Source organism: Nocardia sp. NPDC051900, assembly GCF_044452545.1.
Taxonomy (GTDB): Bacteria; Actinomycetota; Actinomycetes; order Mycobacteriales; family Mycobacteriaceae; genus Nocardia; species Nocardia sichangensis.
In genome coordinates this window covers 186,355-206,896 of record NZ_JBITBU010000014.1, presented here as the reverse complement: position 1 = coordinate 206,896, position 20,542 = coordinate 186,355, and the positions used below count along the sequence as shown (strand labels likewise).

Genomic DNA, 20,542 nt, shown 5'->3' with positions numbered 1-20,542 from the left:
CTTCTCGGACATAACCGAACGCCCGCCCGTCGTCCCGGTGCAGGCCGGGACCCGTTGCCGGACCCGGGATCTGGCCCCGGGCGACGGGCGGACGTTCGGTTGTGGGGTGGGCGGCTCCGCCGGAGGGGGGCGGCGGATGTGACGCCCGTGTCCCGCGGGGTCCGGACCGCGGGACAGGCGGAGGGTCAGACGTTCGCGTAGGCCAGCGAGGGGACGCGCTGGATGGCGAACGAGGACCGCAGGTAGAACCACCAGGTGATGGCCGCCATCACCAGGAACGCACCGGCGTAGGCCCAGAACGCGGGGGCCATGCTGTGCAGGTGGGTGTTGGACAACCGCAGCGCCTGCTGCAACAGCCAGCCACCGGAGGCGCCGACCGCGCCGATGACGCCGATCGCCGCGCCCGCTTGACGTTTGGCCGAGGCCGCGGCTTCGGTGAGGTCGAGGCCGTGCTCGGCGGCGTACTTCTTGGACTCCGCGCTGAAGATGGTCGGGATCATCCGGTAGGTCGAGCCGTTGCCGATGCCGGTGAGCACGAACAGCAGCAGGAACGCGATCAGGTACAGCGGGAAGCTCTTCAGTTCCAGCCCGGCCATGATCAGCGCGACCGCGACCGCCATGCCGCCGAAGACGTACAGGGTGATCTTCGCGCCGCCGACCTTGTCCGACACCCAGCCGCCGAACGGACGGCTGAACGACCCGACCAGTGCGCCGAGGAACGCGAGGTTACCGAGCGTGGTGATCCAGCCGATCTTCGCCAGGTCCGGGAAGTTGGCCTTGATGAGGGTCGGGAAGGCGAAGGAGAAGCCGATGAACGATCCGAAGGTGCCGATGTAGAGGATCGCCATCACCCAGGTGTGCCGGTTGGTGAGCGCCCGCCGGTAGGACTTCCCATCGGACTTGGCGGTGCCGATGCTGTCCATGTAACGCAGCGCGCCGAACGCGGCGGCCAGGATGAACGGCACCCAGACCAGCACCGAGAGCGTGATGCCGAAGCGATAGCCGCCCGGATCCTTGGCCATGATGTGCGTGCCGAGGGTGATCAGCAACGGCAGCACCAGTTGGGTCTGGGCGACGCCCAGGTTGCCGCCCGCCGCGTTGATGCCCAGCGCCGCACCCTTCTTGCCCTCGGGGAAGAAGAAGTTGATGTTGGCCATCGAGGAGGAGAAGTTGCCGCCTCCGACGCCCGCCAGCGCCGCGAGCAGCAGGAACACCCACATCGGAGTGCCCGGCTGGTTGACGAAGTAGGCCAGGCCGAGTGTGGGAAACAGCAGCATCCCCGCACTGAAGACGGTGAACGCCCGGCCGCCGAATCGGGGAACGGCGAAGGTGTACGGAATGCGCAGCGCGGCGCCGACCAGGGTGGGGGTGGAGGTCAGCAGCAGCGCGTTGCTCACCGCGGTGGGGTTGCCCTTGCCGAGCCCGGCGAGGAAGTCGAATCCGGCGGCGCCCATGCTGGTCACCACGGTGCCCCAGATGACCCAGATGCTGAAGCCGAGATTCTCGGCGAACACGGAGAAGATCAGATTCTTCCGCGCGGTTTTCGCACCGCCGGATGCCCAGAACGTCGGATTGTCGGGATCCCAGTGGTCGAGCCACCGGCCACGTTTCTGATATTCGAAAGTCGTTGGCTGCGACTGCTGGCCGGTGGCTGCTACGGCGGTCATCGGCTTCCTCTCGATTCGGCTCGACCGGCCCTCATCGCGGCGCAGTGCCGCCGGCGGCTGTCGAGTGCCTAGCTACGGTCGAGACAAAGGTATGAGCCGCTTGTTGCGTCCCCGTGGCCCTCGATGACGTTCCCGGCAAATCCGACTCACATTGCGCGGCCGGGAATGGTGACCACTTGGTTACCTGACGCCGTTTATCGCGCGTCCGGATATTCCGCGATGAGAGAGTTGAGGAAGCAGCGTGTCGCGGAGGCGGCCCGTTCGGGATCGCCGTCGATCACGGCGTGCACGAGCGCGGCGTGTTCGTCGGTATAGGAGTCATCCGATTTGGCGGTCCGCGCGCGGATGACCTGTTCGATGATGGGCAGCAGCGAATCGTAGAACTCGAGATACACCGCGTTGTGGCTGGCGACGACGATCGCGCGGTGCAACTGGACGTCCGCCTCGATCGCGGAAGCGGGGTCGTCTTCCCATTTCTTGTCGCGTTCGGCCAGCAGGCGCAGCAGGTTCGCGATGTCGGAGTCGTCGCGGCGGCGCGCGGCCAGGCCCGCGGCGGTGACGTCCAGCGCGAGGCGCAGCTCCAGCACGTCGCGTTCCTCGGCGTCGGCGAAATATTTGCCGAGAGTTCCGCCGAGGTCCGATGCGGCGATCACGTACGTTCCGGAACCTTGGCGACGCTCCAGCATGCCGGCGTGCACGAGGGCCTGGACGGCCTCGCGCACCGTGTTGCGGCCGGTGCCGGTGAGCTCGGTGAGCTCCGGCTCCGTGGGAATGCGGGAGCCGATCGGCCAACGGCCGGAACGGATTTCGGCACGCAGCTGCTCGGTGACCTGGGCGATGAGGCTGGTGCGCCGGACGGGTTGCACCTCGACAGAGTACCGCCCATCACAAATCGTTGCCGCACTTCATCCGGTCATCCTATGATTTCTCGGTGTCTGCGACCCTTCCCGAAACCGAGGCTCGCCAGGAATCCGTCCTGGTCGAGCGCCGTCGACGTGCGCTGATCGAGGGCCGGGCGCTGGTCCTGGCAGCCATCGTGATGTCGGCGCTCACCCTACGAGTCGCGGTCACCGCGTTCAGCCCGCTCGCCGAGCGGATCGGCGCCGAAATCGGTTACGGCACCGCCGTTGTCGGCGTCTTCGGGATGCTCCCCACCGCCATGTTCGCGCTGTCCGGGCTGCTCACCCCGGTCTTGGCGGTCCGGCTCGGGCTGGAGCGCACCGCGCTGACGGCCATGCTGATGGCGGGCGCGGGCATGTCGATCCGGGTGCTGATGTCGGGCACCGCCGAACTGCTGGTGTTCTCCGCGCTCGCCCTCGCGGGCATGGGTATCGGCAACGTGGTGATCCCGCCGCTGGTGAAGCGGTACTTCCCGGATCGCCTGGCCGGGATCAGCTCGCTCTACATAGTGATGGTGCAACTCGGCACGGTCGTGCCCGCCGTCACCGCGGTCCCGGTGGCGGACGCGCACGGCTGGCGCGTCTCGCTCGGCGTGTGGGGTCTGCTCGGCTTCGCCGCGGCGGTGCCGTGGGTGGCGGTGCTGCGCGGCCGTCGCGGGCACGACGGCGCGGACCGCACGGCCGTGCCGGTGCGGGAGCCGCACAGCGGGCGGGTGTGGCGTTCGCCGATCGCCTGGGGCATGGCGGGCATGTTCGGCATGACCTCGCTCACCACCTACGCGATGTTCGCCTGGTTGCCGAAGATCCTGAGCGAGGCCGGTGCGAGCGCGGCGTACGGCGGAGCCATGGTCGGTCTGTTCGCCGTGGTCGGCCTGGTCGCCGCGCTCAGCGCGCCGACCGTGGTGGCACGATTCCGCAATCCGTTCCCCGTGGTGGTGGGTTGCGCGGCGCTGTTCTTCATCGCGTTCGCCGGGCTGCTGGTCGCGCCGATGGCGGCGCCGATCCTGTGGGTGGTCGTGCTCGGCCTCGGTCCGAGCACCTTCCCGATGGCGCTGACGCTGATCAACCTGCGCACCCGCACGCCTGCCGGGTCGGCCGCGCTGTCCGGCTTCACCCAGGGCGTCGGCTACGCGGTGGCCTGCGTGGGTCCGCTGTTGTTCGGCGTGCTGCACACGGCCACGGGCGGCTGGCTGGCTCCGTTCGCGATGCTCGGCGTCGCCGTGCTGGTGCTGCTGGCCGGTGCGTGGCAGGCATGCAAGCCGCGCGTGCTCGAGGACACCTGGAATTGACGCGCGCGGCCGTCGGCCGGAAATCTCACAGTTCGGGTTGCGCGGCTGTGCGAACAGGGTCAGGATGGGCGCATTCGAATTGCACGGAGTAGCGCGCGTCACACCTCACCGGTCGGCGAATTCGAGATAAGCCTTTTCGTGACGCACGGAAACTGTTGCGTCACATGCCTGAAACATTTGGCCGAAACTCACCTCCCGGAACCGGTAATCGTGAGCAACCGTTGATTTGACGGTCATTTCGCGCAGCATTTCGGCAATACCCATTTCCTACCGTGGGGCCAACCGACTTTGGGAGGCCCCGTTGAGCACGCTGACGCGTAACCGTCTGGAAGCGCTGGGACGGACGAAGATCCGCAGGCCGCATCTCGATCATTGGGATGCGGAGGACGTCGCCGCTTGGGAAGCGGGCGGCAAGGACATCGCCCGCCGCAACCTGATCTGGTCGGTCTTCGCCGAGCACGTCGGCTTCTCGGTCTGGTCGATCTGGTCGGTGATGGTGCTGTTCATGCCGACCGACAAGTTCGGCATCGACCCGGCGGGCAAGTTCTTCCTGGTCGCCATGCCCACGCTGGTCGGCGCGTTCCTGCGGATTCCCTACACCGTGGCGACCGCGCGCTTCGGCGGGCGCAACTGGACCGTCTTCAGCGCGGCGATGCTGCTGGTGCCGACGCTGCTCGCGCTGTACTTCATCAACCAGCCGGGCACCTCGTACACGACGTTCCTGGTGATCGCCGCGTTCGCGGGCTTCGGCGGCGGCAACTTCGCCTCCTCGATGACCAACATCAACGCCTTTTATCCCCAGCGGCTCAAGGGCTGGGCGCTGGGCCTGAACGCGGGTGGCGGCAATATCGGCGTCCCGGTGATCCAGCTGATCGGCCTGCTGGTCATCGCGACCCTCGGCAATGGCTACGCCTCGCTGATCTGCGCGGTCTACCTGGTGCTGATCGCGATCGCCGGCCTGGGCGCCGCACTGTTCATGGACAACCTGCCCAACCAGAAGGCCGACCTGTCCTACATGCTCACGGCGCTGAAGGTGCCGCAGTCCTGGGCCATCGCGTTCCTCTACATCGGCACCTTCGGCTCGTTCATCGGCTACAGCTTCGCCTTCGGCCAGATCCTGCAGATCAGCTTCCGCGCGGGCGGCGACACCGTGGCGCAGGCCACGCTGCACGCCGCGCAGATCGCGTTCATCGGTCCGCTGCTCGGCTCGCTGGCCCGGCCCTACGGCGGCAAGTGGGCCGACCGCATCGGCGGTAGCCGGGTCACCCTCTATGTCTTCGGCGCCATGATGGCGGCGGCCGTGCTGGTCACCGTGGCCAGCACGGCCGCCGACAACAACAACGGCGTGGCGGGCGGCGGTGTGATGACCGCCCTGGTCGTCGGCTTCATCGCCTTGTTCGTGCTCTCCGGCATCGGCAACGGGTCGGTCACCAAGATCATCCCGTCGGTGTTCGAGGCGAAATCAAAAAGCCTGGACGCCACGCCCGCCGCACGGGCGGCCTGGTCGCAGAACACCTCCGGCGCGCTCATCGGTTTCGTCGGCGCCATCGGCGCACTCGGCGGCGTGGGCATCAACCTGGTGCTGCGCACCTCCTACGCGTCCACCAAGTCCGCGACCACCGCGTTCTGGGTGTTCATGGCCTTCTACGTGGTCTGCGCCCTGGTGGTCTGGGCGGTGTTCCTGCGCCGTCCCAGCCTGCGCGGCCTGCCCGCCGATTCCGAGGTCGTGACCGAAGCCGAGACCTTCGTCCTCGAAGCCGAGGCCGGTCAGTCCCAGTCCCCGTCCGCCGGCTCGGCCCGCGCCTGACACCCGATCCAGTCCAGGAGGACCCACAGATGAACCCCACAGTCGCTCGCAAGACCGCGGTGGTCGTCGGCCACGGGATGGTCGGGCACCGGTTCGTCGAGGCGCTGCGCTCGCGCGACACCGAAGGCCAGTGGCAGGTGATCATCCTCAGCGAGGAGCAGCTGCCCGCCTACGACCGCGTCGGCCTCTCGTCCTACGTCGGCGCCTGGGACCCGAGCGCGCTCGCGCTGCCCGGCAACGAGTACGCCGGTGACGAACTGGTCGAGCTGCGGCTGGGCCAGAGCGCCGAGTCCATCGACCGGGCCGCGCGCAAGGTGACCACGTCCTCGGGCGACATCCTCGCCTACGACGCGCTCGTGCTGGCGACCGGTTCCTACCCGTTCGTGCCGCCGGTGCCCGGCCACGACAGCCCCGAGTGCTTCGTCTACCGCACTCTCGACGACCTCGACGGTATCCGCGCGGCCGCCGAAGCCGCCGGTCCCGGCGCGGTGGGCGTGGTGGTCGGCGGCGGCTTGCTCGGCCTGGAGGCCGCGAACGCGCTTCGCCTGCTCGGGCTCACGCCGCACGTGGTCGAATACAACACCCGGCTGATGCCCGCCCAGGTAGACGAGGGCGGCGGCGCCATCCTGGAACGCCTGGTCACCGACCTCGGCTTGCACGTGCACACCGGTGTGGGCACCTCCTCGATCGAGGCGGCCGACAAGGGAGTCAAGGTCACCCTGTCCGACGAGACGGTGATCGACGCCGGGCTGGTCGTGTTCTCCGCCGGTGTCCGCCCGCGCGACCAGATCGCCCGGGACGCGGGCCTGGAGGTCGGTCCCCGCGGCGGCATCGTCACCGACCTGGGCCTGCAGACCTCCGACCCGAACATCTGGGCCATCGGCGAATGTGCCGCGGTGGAGGGCGTGTGCTACGGCCTCGTCGCGCCGGGCTACACCACCGCGGAGATCGTGGCCGACCGCCTGTTGGGCGGCGCGGGCGAGTTCCCCGGTGCGGACATGTCGACCAAGCTCAAGCTGCTCGGTGTCGACGTGGCCAGTTTCGGTGACGCGCACGGCGTCACCGAGGGCGCGCTGTCGGTGGTGCTGCACGACGCGGCCAAGGGCACCTACGCCAAGCTGGTCGTCTCCGATGACGCGAAGACCCTGCTCGGCGGCATCCTGGTCGGCGACGCCACCGCCTACTCGGCGCTGCGTCCGCTGGTCGGCCGCCCGCTGCCCGCCGAACCGGCCGCGCTGATCTCGCCCGCGGGCGCCGAACTCGGGGCCGACGCGCTGCCGGACGACGCGCAGATCTGCTCCTGCAACAACGTGTCGAAGGGCGCGATCTGCGGGGCGATCGCAGAAGGCGCCTGCGACATCCCCGGGATCAAGAGCTGCACCAGCGCCGGAACCTCTTGCGGCGGTTGCGTTCCCATGCTCAAGAAGCTGCTCGAGCAGTCCGGCGTGGAGATGTCCAAGGCGCTGTGTGAGCACTTCGAGCAGTCGCGTGCGGAGTTGTTCCAGATCGTCCAGGTCACCGGCATCCGCACCTTCTCCGGCCTGATCACCAAGTACGGCAAGGGAACCGGCTGCGACATCTGCAAGCCGACCGTGGCGTCCATCCTCGCCTCCACCTCGAGCGACCACATCCTCGACGGCGAGCAGGCCGGGCTGCAGGACACCAACGACCACTTCCTGGCCAACCTGCAGAAGAACGGCACCTACTCGGTGGTGCCAAGGATGCCCGGTGGTGAGGTCACCGCCGAACAGCTGATCACTATCGGCGAGGTGGCCAAGGAATTCGGCCTGTACGTGAAGGTCACCGGCGGTCAGCGCATCGACCTGTTCGGCGCGCGCGTCGAGCAGTTGCCGCTGATCTGGAAGCGGCTGGTCGACGCGGGCATGGAATCCGGTCACGCGTACGGCAAGTCGCTGCGCACGGTGAAGAGCTGCGTCGGCTCCACCTGGTGCCGCTACGGTCAGCAGGACTCGGTCGGCATGGCCGTGCTGCTGGAGAAGCGTTACCGCGGGCTGCGTTCGCCGCACAAGCTGAAGCTGGCGGTCTCCGGTTGCGCCCGCGAATGCGCCGAGGCGCGCGGCAAGGACGTCGGCGTGATCGCCACGGAGAACGGCTGGAACCTCTACGTCGGCGGCAACGGCGGTCTCACCCCGAAGCACGCCGTCCTGCTGGCCGGGGAACTCGACGACGAGACGCTGATCAAGTACATCGACCGGTACCTGATGTTCTACATCCGCACCGCTGATCGTTTGCAGCGCACCGCTCCGTGGCAGGAGGCGCTGGAAGGCGGCATCGATTACCTCAAGCAGGTCGTCTGCGAGGACAGCCTCGGCATCGCCGAGGATTTGGAGGCGGCGATGGCTCAGCACGTCGCCGGCTACCGCGACGAATGGGCCGCGGTGTTGGAAGACGAAGAGAAGCTGTCTCGCTTCGTGTCGTTCGTCAACGCCCCGGAGGAAGCCGATCCGACGATTTCCTTCGACGAATCCGGGGAGCGGAAAGTTCCCGTCCTGCTCGGACTGCCGGAAGTTCCGGTCGCCACGCAGGGGAAATGACCGCTTAACCGCATGGAAACAGAACGTCGGTACCAATGAGTAAGGCGTTTGGAGGATGACACCGATGACCGTGATCGATACCCCCGGCATCGCCGCAGCTACCACCACTGGGTGGACGCAGGCCTGCCGACTCGACTACCTGATTCCCGGCCGCGGCGTTGCGGTGTTGCTCAAAGGTGGCCGACAGGCCGCCCTCTTCCTGCTGGAGAACGGCATGCTGTATGCCGTCGGCAATATCGATCCGATCGGCCGGGCGGCGGTCATGTCGCGCGGGATCGTCGGCGACCGCGGCGGGGCGCCCGTCGTGGCCTCGCCGCTGCTGAAGCAGGCTTTCTCCCTGGTCGACGGGCATTGCCTGGACGACGAATCGGCGATGCTGCCGGTGTACGCGGTGCGCGTGGACGACGGCATCGTCTCGATTTCCAACGAGCCGGTGGCCACCGCGCTCGCGTCCTCGGATGGATGAACCCAATGACAACAGTTGACGCGGGCGCGAGCCTGGCCGGATTCACGGTGGGCATCACGGCGGCCCGCCGGGCGGAGGAATTCGCCACGCTGCTGGAACGCCGGGGCGCGAACATCGTTTCCGCACCGGCCATCCGCATCATCCCGCTCGCCGACGACAACGAGCTGGAGCGGGTGACCCGACAGCTGGTCGCCGATCCACCGCAGATCACCGTGGCCACCACGGGAATCGGCTTCCGCGGGTGGATGGAGGCCGCCGAGGGCTGGGGTCTCGCCGAGGACCTGCGCGCGACGCTGGGGACCACCCGGATGCTCGCCCGCGGCCCGAAGGCCAAGGGCGCCATCCGCGCCGCGGAACTGCGCGAAGAGTGGTCGCCCGCCTCCGAGTCGTCCGCCGAAGTGCTCGATCACCTGCTCGCCGAGGGCGTGGAAGGTGTTCGGATCGCCGTGCAGTTGCACGGGGCTACCACCGAGTGGGAGCCGGTGCCCGACTTCTGCGAGGTATTGCGTTGCGCGGGAGCGGATGTCGTTCCGGTGCCGGTGTACCGCTGGGTGCCGCCGGATGATCAGGGGCCGATGGACCACCTGATCGAGGCCATCGTCACTTCGGGCATGGACTGCGTCACCTTCACCAGCGCCCCCGCCGTGGCGTCGATGTTGATGCGCGCCAAGGAGACCGGGCTGCTGGAAGGGCTGCTGTACGCGCTGCGCGGCCGGGTGCTGCCCGCCTGCGTCGGCCCCATCACGGCCGCCCCGCTGGAGGAACTCGGGGTGCCCACCTCGATGCCGGGCCGAGCCAGGCTGGGCGCGCTGGCCCGCCACGTCGCCGAGGAACTGCCCAGGCGGGCCAACCGGATTCACGCCGCAGGCCACATCATCAGCGTGCGCGGCGCGTGCGTAGTGGTCGACGGTGAGGTGCGTCAGCTGGCGCCAGCGCCGATGGCGTTGATGCGTTCGCTGGCCCGCCAGCCCGGTCGGGTCGTCTCGCGCGAGGACCTGTTGGCCGCGCTGCCCGGCGGCGGGGACGACACGCACGCGGTGGAGACCGCCATCGCCAGGCTGCGCGCCGGACTCGGCACGCCGAAAGCGATCCAGACCGTGGTCAAACGTGGGTATCGGCTCGCGCTGGACCCGGCGGAATGTATCGACAACAACCCACGGCCCACCGCGACAGGAGGACCGCAGGTGCCCGGTGTCGGAATTCCGACCCGGGCACCTCGGTACATCCAGACTGCGGGGAGCTGGTGACCGCGCCCGCCCTGGTGCTCGTGGCCCACGGGACCCGCAGCACCAAGGGCGTGCAGATGATCGCGGCGCTCGCCGAGGCCGTGACGAAGGAGCTCGGTGCCGGGATTTCGGGGCCCGGCACCGAGACGCCCTGGGTGCGTACGGCATTCGTGGACGTCCTCGGTCCTTCGCCTTCGGAAGTGCTGCGCGATCTGGTGACCCCGGCCGGGGAATCCGTGCCCGCCGTGGTGGTTCCGGCGTTCCTGGCCTCGGGTTATCACGTCTACCAGGACGTGCCGCGCGAGGTCGCCGAGAGCGACCATCCCGCGGTGACGGTCACGCCCGCCATGGGACCGGATCCGGCGCTCGCGCGGATCATGGCGATGCGTCTGCGTGCCGCGGGTTGGCGTGAGGGTGACGCGGTGGTCTTCGCCGCCGCGGGCTCCTCGGACGCCCGGGCCCGCCAGGATGTCCGGCGCGCGGCCGCGCTGCTGGCCGAACGCCTCGGCGTTCCGGTCCGTATCGGCTACGTCGCGACCGGTGCGCCGCGGGTGCCGGAGGTCGTCGCGGAACTGCGCGCGGCGGGGACGGACCGGGTGTTCGTCGCCTCCTATCTGCTCGCGCACGGTCTGTTCCAGCAGCGTCTGCACGAGGCGGGCGCGGACGGCGTCGCCGAACCCATCGGCGTGCACCCGGCGGTGGTCCGCTTGATCGCCGAGCGCTATCGGGTCGCAGCGGGCGAGTTGGTGCGGGCGCGGGTTCGCTGAGCATCGGCCGTCCACCGCGGAATCGGTGGCGCGGGGACGCGAGCTGGCGCGATCGATGCCGTTCGATCGATTCGAGTACCGGTAGTTGCCGCGCCGAAAAAGCAATGTTCGGCCTATCTCCTGGTAGCGGGCGATTCGTTGGGTCGGGCCAGCTGGAGTTCGCGGAACTGGACGTTTCCTGCTGGCGCGGGCGGTTCGCCGACGTTTCTGTTCCGGCTGGCGTGTGAGTATCCGAGCGTGGCGCGGGTGATCCGGCCGAGACCGGAGACGGTGGTGCGCCAGGTCGCACACCCATGCCCAGCAGGAACCCGTGACCGTCGGCGCACAAGGTCACGCCGAAGCAATTCGGCGAGCTGAACGCGCTGCCAACCGTTCCTCGCCACGATGGGCTGCCGCGTGAACCGGCAGTTGCCGCCACTCTCCTCCACCGATCCGCAGACCTCGGGCGACCGGATCGGCACCCTGTTCCGCGGCGAGCGCATAGGGCGGGCGCGGCTGCGGATGACGATCGCGCCGGTCAAGCCTAGTTGTGCGGTGTCGTGGCGATCGAGCCCAGAAATTTTCGGAATTGGTGCGCTCCGGATGTCGAGAACGTCCGGTCGGCTCCGTCCCAGGGATACGAGCGGCTACGGACATGTCGCTCGACGACCCCGACGTAGGAGCGATCACCATGCGACCGACCGAGATCACCGAGATCCTGAACCGCCCGATCAGCCAGGAACTGCTGGCCCGCGACCTGACCCGCCTGGCCTATGTCGCCACGGACGGCACACCGCGCAGCATCCCGATCGCCTTCACTTGGAACGGCTCGGAGATCGTTCTGTGCACCAGCAAGAACGCTCCGAAATTATTCGCACTGCGCAAGAACCCGATGGTTGCCCTGACCATCGACACCGAGGTCCACCCGCCCAAGATGCTGCTCGTCCGCGGGCGCGCCGATCTGGACGTCGTCGACGGCATCCCGGACGAGTATCTCCAGATGAACGGCAGCTACGAGATGACACCCGAGCAGCGCGTCGAGTGGGAGGCCGAGGTCCGCTCGCTCTACGACGGCATGGTCCGGATCGTCGTCACCCCGACTTGGGCGAAACTCATCGACTTCGAAACCACCCTGCCCAGCCCGGTAGAGGAGTTGATCCGGCGACGGGCCGAACGTCAGCACGCCTGAGAGCGACGCGGCAAGAATGGGCACTACCGATCCGAGGAGAAGATGATGGCCAAGTATCTGCTGCTCAAGCACTACCGAGGCGCACCGGCACCGGTCAACGACGTGCGGATGGACCAGTGGACCCCGGAGGAACTCGCGGCCCACGTGCAGTACATGCAGGACTTCGCCGCGCGGCTCGAGGCCACCGGCGAGTTCGTCGACAGTCAAGCGCTTTCCCCGCAGGGCGCGTTCGTCCGCTCGGACGGCGAGGGCCGCCCGCCGGTCACCGATGGACCATTCGCCGAGACGAAGGACCTGATCGCGGGCTGGATGGTCATCGACGTCGAGACCTACGAGCGCGCACTCGAGCTGGCCGCAGAGCTGTCCGCGGCACCCGGTGCGGGCGGTAAGCCGATCCAGGAGTGGCTGGAGGTGCGGCCGTTCCTCACCGCGTTGCCCACGGTGACCGAGTGAACGAGTCTCTGCTGCGGGAGCTCGTGCCCGCGGTGATCGGTGTCCTCGTCCGGCGCGGGGCCGACTTCGCGTCGGCCGAGGATGCCGTGCAGGAGGCTCTGATCCGCGCGCTGCAAAGCTGGCCGGACGATCCACCGCGCGATGCGAAAGCCTGGCTCGTCGCGGCCGCCTGGCACAAGTTCCTCGATGTCGCCCGGGCCGAAACCTCGCGGCGCGGGCGGGAACTCGCTGTGGAGGTCGAGCCGCCGACCGGTCCGGTGCCGGGCACGGACGACTCGCTGTGGCTCTATTTCCTGTGCGCGCACCCGTCGCTGTCGCCCGGCTCGGCCGTCGCGTTGACGCTGCGCGCGGTCGGCGGCCTGACGACGCGGCAGATCGCGACGGCATACCTCGTGCCCGAAGCGACCATGGCACAACGGATCAGCCGGGCAAAGCGGCGTATCGCGGGGCTGCCGCTCGATCGTCCCGGCGATCTGGCGACGGTGCTGCGCGTCCTCTACCTCGTCTTCAACGAGGGCTACAGCGGGGACGTCGATCTGGCAGCCGAAGCGATCCGCCTCACCCGCCAGTTGGCGGGCTCCACCGACGAGCCCGAGGTCGCGGGCCTGTTGGCGCTCATGCTGCTGCACCATGCCCGCCGCGCGTCTCGCCTCGGCCCTGGCGGTCGCCTGGTGCCGCTCGGTGCACAGGACCGAACTCGTTGGGACACCGGCCTGATCGCCGAAGGAGTGACGATTCTGCAAGCCGCGCTGGCTCGCGACCGCTTGGGCGAATACCAAGCGCAGGCCGCGATCGCCGCCCTGCACGCGGATGCGCCGAGCGCCGCCGAGACGGACTGGGTGCAGATCGTGGAGTGGTACGACGAACTACTGCACCTCACGGGTAGCCCGGTGGTGCGACTCAACCGCGCGGTCGCCGTCGGCGAGGCCGACGGACCGCAAGCCGGCTTGGCAGAGCTGAGCGAGGTGGATTCCGATCTACCCCGGTACACCGCCGTTCGCGCCTATCTCCTCGAACGCGCCGGCGACCTCGAGCAGGCCGCCGAGCTGTACGCCGAGGCCTCCCGAGCAGCCACCAGCGCGCCGGAACGCGACCACCTCACCCGTGAGGCGGCGCGGGTGAGGCAGTCACTGCGTTCGTGAGCACGGGTTGCTCACCCACACGGAGTCTGCTCCCCTCGCTGCTGTCATCGGGAATCTCCGAACCCTGTGGGGTATGCCACTACGCCTTATATACCCCTATGGGTATAGTCGGATATGCCCCCGGGGGTATGTCAGAGCAGGTTGAGTGCTGCGATTCGTACAGCAGGGAAAGGGAGCGTCGATGCGGCCGACGACATTCATGGGGCAGGACCGGGTCGACGCAGGCAAGGCGGTGCGACCCGGCGGCCTGCTGGCGCGATGGGGCGCGATGATGGCAGGGCGGGCCCGGATCGTGTTCGCGGTGTGGCTGTTGTCGCTGGTGGCGCTCGGGGCGGCGGCGCCCGGCGTGTTCACCTCGCTGGCCGGAGCCGGATGGCAGGCCGATGGTTCGGAGTCGGTGCGGGTCCGTGAGCTGGCCCAGCAACACTTCGGCGGGAATTCGTCGGCGGCGGTGCAGGTAGTGGTGCATTCCGACACCGAGACCGTCGCCGATCCGACGATGCGGCAGACATTGGGCCGGATCTCGGCGATCTTCGCGGACGATTCCCGCTTCGGCGCCGTCGTCCCGCCGCAGCCGGGCATGACGATCAGCCCGGACGGCCACACCGGCATCCTGATCGCGGGTGCGAACGCCTCCACCGACGACATGGTGAAGGCCGTCGACGAGCACAAGGCGGCGCTGACCGCGCTGTCCGGGGACGGAGTCGAGGTCTATCCCACCGGTGCGTCGGCGTTGTGGAGCGATTTCAACAAGGCCAACCACGAGGCGATGCTCGAGGCAGAGCTGTTCTCCTGGCCGGTCACGCTGGCGATCATGGTGCTGGCCTTCGGCTCGCTGGTCGCTGCCGGGCTTCCGCTGCTGCTGACGGTGGCCGGGCTGGTCGCCTCGGCCGGTGGTCTGGTGCTGCTCAACCACCTCACGCCGATCTCGGTGTGGGCGATGAACTTCGCCATGATGTTCGCTCTCGCGTTGGGCATCGACTACGCGCTGTTCTTGGTCGCCCGCTTCCGTGACGCGCTCACCAAGTCCGCCGATTCCCGTTCGGCGGTGGCCGAGACCATGGCCACCGCGGGCAAGGCTGTCGTGCTCTCCGGGTTGACCGTGCTGGTCAGCCTGTCGGCGGTGCTGCTGGTTCCGGCGCCCGCGGTGCGCACCATGGCCGTGGGAATCATGCTCGCGGTGGTGTTCGTGCTCGCCGCCACGCTGACGTTGCTGCCGGCGGCGCTGGGCGCGCTGGGTGGCCGGATCAACGCCGCGGCACTGCCGTACGCGACCCGTCAGCAGCATCGCTCGCCGCGGTTCGCCCGCTGGGGGCAGCTACTGCACGATCACCCGTGGCCGTTCGCGCTCGCGGGGCTCGGTGTGCTGGTGGCGCTGGCGTTGCCTGCCACCGGATTGCAGGTCGCGATGCCCTCGATCCAGGTCGTGCCCGCCGACGCGCCCGTGCGTCAGGGCTACGAACTGGTCCAGCGTCAACTCGGCGAGGGCGCGCCAGGCGCATTGCAGATCGTCGTCCCCGAGGCCGAGGCCGTCCGCAGCGCCGAGTCGGCAGCCACGACCGACGGCATCGCCATAGTCACGCCGCCCGCGCCCGCCGCGGATGATTCCGGCCTGGTCATGATGCAGGCGCTGCCCGCCGTCGATCCTTCCGACGACCGGCTGGGCGGCGTCCTCGACGACCTGCGTGAGCGACTGCCTGCCGATGCCCTCGTCGGCGGCGCACCGGCGGAAAACCTCGACTTGCAACAGGCGCTCGACGACTATCTGCCGATCGTCGTGGGGGTGATCCTCGTCCTGGGCTTCGTCCTGCTGTTGGTGGCGTTGCAAGCGCCGCTCATCGCCGCGCTGGGCACCTTGGTCAGCCTTTTGTCGACTGCGGCCGCGTTCGGTGTGGCGAAGCTGATCTTCCAGGACGGTCACGGCGCGGGCCTGCTCGGCTTCAGTCCGCAGGGATTCCTCGACGGTTGGGGACCGGTGTTCTTCTTCGCGATGATCTTCGCCATCGCCATGGACTACACCGTGTTCCTGTTGGCCACGGCCAAGGAGCACTACGAGCGCTCGCGAGATCCCCGGACGGCGGGCATCGACGGGCTGGCCCACTCCGGCCGGGTCATCTTCGCCGCAGCGGCGGTCATGGTCGCGGTGTTCTTCACCTTCGCGCTGGCCGATCCGCTTCCGCCGAAGGAGATGGGCATCATCCTCGGCGTCGCGGTGCTGCTGGACGCGGTGGTAGTGCGCTTGGTGTTGCTGCCGGTCGCGCTGCGCTTGACCGGTAGGGCCGCGTGGTGGTCCCCGGCTTGGCTGCGCCGGATTCTGCCCACCGTCAGTTTCGCCCACGAGCGGACGGAGTCGGCGGATGATACCCCAAGGGGTATTGTGAAGACTAAGTGAGAGAAGGAGAAACATCATGGTCGGCGACGAAGACGCCATCGCCTCGGTACTCAATCGGCTGCGCCGCGCGCACGGCCAGCTCGCCGGCGTGATCGCGATGATCGAGCAGGGCCGGGACTGCAAAGACGTGGTCACCCAGCTCGCCGCGGTCTCCAGGGCACTGGACCGAGCGGGTTTCAAGATCGTCGCCACCGGGCTGCGGGAATGCCTCGCGAACCCCGACGCCGAGACCGCCGATCCGATGACGGTGGATCAACTGGAGAAACTGTTCCTCGCCCTCGCGTGACGCACGCGTTCCGCGAGGGCGTGATCTGGAGAAGGATGACCGATGATCGAATCCAGCTGGCCAGGTGAATGGACCATCGCACGCCTGGTTCCGCTGCTGGCCGGAACGTTCGTGCTGCTCGGCACCGTACTCGCCGCGACGATCTCGGCGTGGTGGCTGCTGCTTCCCGCCCTGGTCGGGGCCAATCTGCTGCTCTACAGCGCCGTGGGCTGGTGCCCGGCCACCCTGCTCATGCGCCGCGCCGGCATTCCCGCGGGTGCCAGCCCGAATTCGCGCTGACCGACATCGACGCGCTCGGCGGCCGTCGAATCGGCGGCGGCCGACAGAGCCTGAGCGGCGCTGAACCGGCCGCGGTTCGCGGGCGGGCCGGGCGTCGGATCGCGTGCGCCCGGACGATTGGGCCCGCCCCGTTCGCGTCGGCAATGAGTCGGTGCGGTCGAAGTCTCGCGGTCAGGAAGGCTTCTTCCGACCGGTGTAGGGATTCGCCGGATTCGACGCGACGAACTGTGACCAGGTCTGCGTGCCGTCGGGATGATCCGGGCATGTGTTCAGCCCGGCCCGGAACGTGCTCCCGACTCGTCCCGGAACGGGGAGCGGGACGATACGCCGGGGCCGATGCCGGACACCCTGCCAACCCCGCGCCAACTGTGCCATCGTCAGCACCTCCGGACCGCCGAAGTCGGGTGCCCGGCCGAGCGGCTCGCCCACGGCCAACTCGGCCACCCGCCGCGCCACGTCGGCGGCGGCGACCGGCTGGAAACGAAAGGTCGTGGGCAACGGCGCCACCGGCCATTTCTCGACGGTCCGCAACAGCGCAGCGATCAGCTCGTGAAACTGCGTCGCCCGCAGGATCGTGTGCGGGACGCCGCTGTCGACGACGGCTTGCTCGCAGGCCAGCTTGTTGCGGTAGTACCGGAACGGGATCCGGTCGATTCCGACGATCGACACGTAGAGCAGGTGCCGAACCTCCCGTGCATGCCGCAGCAGGTTCTCGGTTTGCTCGAGGTCCGCGCCACCCGCGCGACGAAAATCCGAAGCCGCGTGCACGATCACTTCGGTTCCCGCCACCGCCTCCGCTACGCCGACACCGGTTCGCAGGTCGCCGACGTGCGTGCCCGCGCCAGGGCGACGGGACAGTACCCGTACGTCATGGCCCGCTTCCCGCAACCGATCGACCAGTTGCCTGCCCAGCGCGCCGGTTCCGCCCGTGACGAGAATCTTGGTCATGGACCACTTCTACCGCCGAAGTCCGCGGGAACGCGCGAGGCCGTCGTCACACGGTGCGTCGCCCACGACATTCGCGGCATGACGTGGTGACCGAACGCCGAATCGCCTGTCCTCGTCTCATATCGGCGAAAATGATTGCAGGACTGATCTTCTGGTATCGAGCTCCGAACGCTGACGCGGTGGTTGAATCGATGTCGAGGCGAGTGCAGGAGCCGCTACGATCGGGAGAGGGGACCTGATGCCGGTGGGAGGCGTGGCTCGTGGTGGCGCGAACGCGGTAGGACGCGAGGAGCGGTTGTGCGTGCGGGGCTGAGGCGCCGCACCACCCGTGCGGACACCGGATACGGCGCGTTCCTGTCCTACAGCGGCGAGCGGGACCGTGCGGTGCTTCCGCTGGTCCAGAACGCGATCGAGAAGCTGCCACGACCCTGGTACCGCTTCCCGCGAACGCGCATCTTCCTCGACTACAGCGGTGTCCCGATCGGTGCCGAACTGTGGGGCAAGATCGTCGCGGGCCTGTCGCGTTCGGAGTGGCTCGTCGTGGTGGCTTCACCCGAGGCTGCCGGCTCCAAATGGGTGGACCGCGAAATCGAGTGGTGGCTGGCGAATCGGTCTCCCGAGACGATATTGCTGGTCCTCAGTGCCGGGTCCCTGTTCTGGGACGAAGAAGCCGGGGATTGGGACCGGGCGCGCTCCACCGCGCTACCGCCACGCCTGTTCGGTGTTTTCGCGTCCGAACCCGTATACAAAACGCTCAAATGGCGTGCGGACGCGAACGGAGTCCCGCGTCCGGACATCGACGCCATCGCGGTCGGGATCGCCGCGGTGATTCGCGGCGTCTCCGAGGCCGACGTCAAATCCGAGGGTTACCAGCAGACCAAACGGAACTTGCGCTGGGCGAGAACCGCCATCGGCGCGTTGGTCATCTTGCTCGTCGTGGCGCTGATCGCGGCGGTCGTGGCCCGGGTGCAGAGCAATCGCGCCGAGGAGCAGGCCAGGATCGCCACGGCGCGGCTCATGGCCTCCGTCGCCGACACCAAGATGGCCACGGATGTCCGCGCGGCCCTGCTGCTGGCCGTGGCGGCGTACCGTCTCGACCCGAGTCCACGTCACCGAGCCGCCCTGCTGCGCGCGAATCTGGCCAGTCCGAAAGTCGCTCGTTACGTTGCGGCGCCTGCGGAGGTCACGGCCTTGCAGAGCAGTGCCGACGGTCGAACCGTCGTTGCCGGGCTCGCCGATGGACAAGTCGTGACATGGGCGCCGGGAGGCTCGGTGACGACCTCGGTCGCGCGTTTGCCCGGCGAGATCCGCTCGCTGGCCGTCGCCGCGGACGGCCGGACGGTTCTCGCCACGGATGGCGCCTCGATCACACTGTGGGGCAGCAACTCCGGTCGGCCGGACTTCGGCGTGCCCGGCGCGAGCGAAGTCGATGTCGTCGCCGTATCCGCGTCCGGGAAGTTCGGTGCGGTCCATCGCAAGGAGACCGAGGCGGCGGAAGGCACCCCGGGGACGGTCGACATCATCGACAATGCCGCTGGACGGGTTCTCTCGTCACATCCGATCGACCGAGCGGTGACGAGTATGGTGTTCACCGACGACACGGCGTTGCGTCTGCTCGAAACCGGCGGCAAGGTGCGGCAGATCTCGCTTCGCGGCGGCGCCGACCGAGATCTTTCACCTTTCGACACCGACAACGCCTGCGGCGACGGCCAAGACGTCGGGGAATTGTCGCCCGACGGGTCCTCGTTCGCCTGCGCCGTCTTGCCCGGTATTCCGGCGCCGGTTTTCCGGCTGCGTCCGACTCCGAGCGCTGTGCGCCCAGAGCCCGGATATGTGGGCGTCGCGATGCCGAGGCGATCGGCTCCCGCCGTGCTCAGCCGCTCGGCGCGGATAGCGGCGGTGCCCAGTGCCGACGCCGGGTTCTATGTCGGGCCCGTCACCGGCGAGCCGAGGCCTCCGGAACCGCCACCGCTGATCACCGGTACCGCCGTCGATTTCGACCGGAAGCTACTGCGTTTCCTCGGGACCTCCGAAACGCAGCTGGTTTCGGCGTCCGGGCGACTGATCACCCTGTGGGATCTCGCGCAGCGCGACCGGCTGGCGAAATCTTTAGCGGTGCCGATCGTCAAAGGATGCAATTCTTGTGAACCAAGCTTGTCGCTGTCCCCGGACGGGCGCACCGCAGTGATCACCGGTCAGGACAAAGATCCGGGAGAATCGGCGCTCAACAGTGACGTGGTGATCATCCAACAGCTCGGGCCGAACCCCTCCCGGCAGCTCTCCATACCGGGACTATCCGGGAAACTCGCCTGGCGCGCGGATGGCACGATGCTGGCAATCGCCGCGAATCCGGCATCCGGCTACGAGCGACGTGTATTCCCGCCCAAACCCCACGTGGAGACTCCGTTCGAGGTGACGGTCCTGTCCTCGCCACCACCGCAGATCAGCGTCGAGGCGGCCGGTGTGTCGTCCGTATCACCCACCGCTGTTTCTCTCGACAGCAGGGGGCGGGCGTATCTGCATGATCTGGCCACCGGCGGCATCAACTCGGAATTCATCCCGCTGGGCGGCGCGGTCGACACAGACCATGTCGTCGAAGCGGGAATCGACGCGGCCGGAGAGTTCCTGGTCATGCGCGATGCCGAGCACATATCGGTCTATGACTTGGCGCGAGAGCAAAACGCGCACGACATCGACGGCAAGGACGCGCAGTCGGTGTTGTTCGCCGGACGGCATCTGCTGATCCGCCGGAAAGACAGCATAGAGATCTGGGATCGGACCGGCTCGCATCGAGAGCGGACGATCCCGTTCCGCAGTACTCGGAACTCGGCCGCGCAGCTCGCCGCCGCTGCGGACGCGAACGTGGTCGTCGCGAAAGACGAGGCAGGCTATCTGACTGTCTTCGCCGCCGACGGCACGAATCTGGGCGAACTCGAGCCTGATTCCGTCTGGCACGTCCCATCCGCCGTCGCCGTGTCCGCTGATGGACGGTATCTCGTGACGGTGAATCCCGGTCCCGCGTTCTCCGGCGGCGTCGATGGGACGCTGATCGAACGGGACATCTCACCGGACGGCCTGATCCGGGCTGCTTGTGCGCATGCTGGTCCGGATCTCACCGGCGCCGAATGGAACGCCTTGATGGGAGTTGCGCGTCCCGCGCAAGCCCGCTGCCCGTAGGGCGCGTTCGACTGCCGCCGG

17 protein-coding genes are annotated in these 20,542 nt (G+C 68.3%); 13 read left to right on the top strand and 4 right to left on the bottom strand.

All coding sequences use genetic code 11. The features are described 5' to 3' along the window. Positions 1–185: 185 nt before the first annotated feature. Positions 186–1,667, bottom strand: a complete 1,482-nt coding sequence (locus ACIA5H_RS24410) for a nitrate/nitrite transporter (RefSeq protein WP_355079817.1) — start codon at positions 1,665–1,667, stop codon at positions 186–188. A gap of 194 nt (positions 1,668–1,861) precedes the next feature. After that, the gene (locus ACIA5H_RS24405; RefSeq protein WP_355079815.1) at positions 1,862–2,533 is read right to left on the bottom strand and encodes a FadR/GntR family transcriptional regulator; all 672 of its coding nucleotides are present in this window, start codon (positions 2,531–2,533) and stop codon (positions 1,862–1,864) included. A gap of 65 nt (positions 2,534–2,598) precedes the next feature. Between ACIA5H_RS24405 and ACIA5H_RS24400 the strand changes: the two genes are divergently transcribed. Next, positions 2,599–3,855 carry an MFS transporter gene (locus ACIA5H_RS24400; RefSeq protein WP_355079813.1) on the top strand — a complete coding sequence of 419 codons (1,257 nt, stop codon included), beginning with the start codon at positions 2,599–2,601 and terminating at the stop codon, positions 3,853–3,855. Between the two features lie 105 nt (positions 3,856–3,960). Here the strand turns inward: ACIA5H_RS24400 and ACIA5H_RS24395 are convergent, their stop codons facing one another. Continuing rightward, a complete protein-coding gene (locus ACIA5H_RS24395) occupies positions 3,961–4,119 on the bottom strand; it encodes a hypothetical protein (RefSeq protein ID WP_397077422.1) in 159 nt (52 codons plus the stop codon). An 85-nt stretch (positions 4,120–4,204) separates the two neighbouring features. Between ACIA5H_RS24395 and ACIA5H_RS24390 the strand changes: the two genes are divergently transcribed. From ACIA5H_RS24390 to ACIA5H_RS24340, 11 genes are all read left to right on the top strand, one after another. Next, positions 4,205–5,662: a nitrate/nitrite transporter gene (locus ACIA5H_RS24390; protein WP_379256124.1), complete on the top strand. Its 1,458-nt coding sequence runs from the start codon at positions 4,205–4,207 to the stop codon at positions 5,660–5,662. A gap of 29 nt (positions 5,663–5,691) precedes the next feature. Beyond that, the gene (gene nirB / locus ACIA5H_RS24385; RefSeq protein ID WP_397077421.1) at positions 5,692–8,217 is read left to right on the top strand and encodes a nitrite reductase large subunit NirB; all 2,526 of its coding nucleotides are present in this window, start codon (positions 5,692–5,694) and stop codon (positions 8,215–8,217) included. 64 nt (positions 8,218–8,281) lie between these two features. Continuing rightward, a complete protein-coding gene (gene nirD / locus ACIA5H_RS24380; protein ID WP_379256057.1) occupies positions 8,282–8,683 on the top strand; it encodes a nitrite reductase small subunit NirD in 402 nt (133 codons plus the stop codon). A gap of 5 nt (positions 8,684–8,688) precedes the next feature. Then, positions 8,689–9,930: a uroporphyrinogen-III synthase gene (locus ACIA5H_RS24375; RefSeq protein WP_355079805.1), complete on the top strand. Its 1,242-nt coding sequence runs from the start codon at positions 8,689–8,691 to the stop codon at positions 9,928–9,930. Then, positions 9,927–10,676: a sirohydrochlorin chelatase gene (locus ACIA5H_RS24370; RefSeq protein WP_397077420.1), complete on the top strand. Its 750-nt coding sequence runs from the start codon at positions 9,927–9,929 to the stop codon at positions 10,674–10,676. Before ACIA5H_RS24375 ends, ACIA5H_RS24370 begins: the two co-directional genes overlap by 4 nt. 670 nt (positions 10,677–11,346) lie before the next feature. Beyond that, the gene (locus tag ACIA5H_RS24365) at positions 11,347–11,844 is read left to right on the top strand and encodes a pyridoxamine 5'-phosphate oxidase family protein (RefSeq protein ID WP_379256060.1); all 498 of its coding nucleotides are present in this window, start codon (positions 11,347–11,349) and stop codon (positions 11,842–11,844) included. Positions 11,845–11,889: 45 nt separating this feature from the next. Further along, positions 11,890–12,297, top strand: coding sequence for a YciI family protein (locus ACIA5H_RS24360; RefSeq protein ID WP_379256061.1), 408 nt, complete (start codon positions 11,890–11,892; stop codon positions 12,295–12,297). Next, positions 12,294–13,439, top strand: coding sequence for an RNA polymerase sigma factor (locus ACIA5H_RS24355; protein WP_379256063.1), 1,146 nt, complete (start codon positions 12,294–12,296; stop codon positions 13,437–13,439). The genes ACIA5H_RS24360 and ACIA5H_RS24355 overlap by 4 nt, the downstream gene beginning before the upstream one ends. Before the next feature lie 199 nt (positions 13,440–13,638). Continuing rightward, positions 13,639–15,831: an MMPL family transporter gene (locus ACIA5H_RS24350; RefSeq protein ID WP_397077444.1), complete on the top strand. Its 2,193-nt coding sequence runs from the start codon at positions 13,639–13,641 to the stop codon at positions 15,829–15,831. Positions 15,832–15,847: 16 nt separating this feature from the next. Continuing rightward, on the top strand, positions 15,848–16,117 hold the full coding sequence (locus ACIA5H_RS24345; protein ID WP_379256065.1) for a metal-sensitive transcriptional regulator: 270 nt from the start codon (positions 15,848–15,850) through the stop codon (positions 16,115–16,117). Between the two features lie 42 nt (positions 16,118–16,159). Next, positions 16,160–16,396, top strand: coding sequence for a DUF2892 domain-containing protein (locus ACIA5H_RS24340; protein WP_397077419.1), 237 nt, complete (start codon positions 16,160–16,162; stop codon positions 16,394–16,396). 171 nt (positions 16,397–16,567) lie between these two features. Here the strand turns inward: ACIA5H_RS24340 and ACIA5H_RS24335 are convergent, their stop codons facing one another. After that, on the bottom strand, positions 16,568–17,344 hold the full coding sequence (locus ACIA5H_RS24335) for an SDR family oxidoreductase (RefSeq protein WP_397077418.1): 777 nt from the start codon (positions 17,342–17,344) through the stop codon (positions 16,568–16,570). A 297-nt stretch (positions 17,345–17,641) separates the two neighbouring features. Between ACIA5H_RS24335 and ACIA5H_RS24330 the strand changes: the two genes are divergently transcribed. After that, positions 17,642–20,521 (top strand): hypothetical protein, encoded by a 2,880-nt coding sequence (locus ACIA5H_RS24330; RefSeq protein WP_397077417.1) that lies wholly within the window; start codon positions 17,642–17,644, stop codon positions 20,519–20,521. The last annotated feature ends 21 nt before the right edge of the window (positions 20,522–20,542 follow it).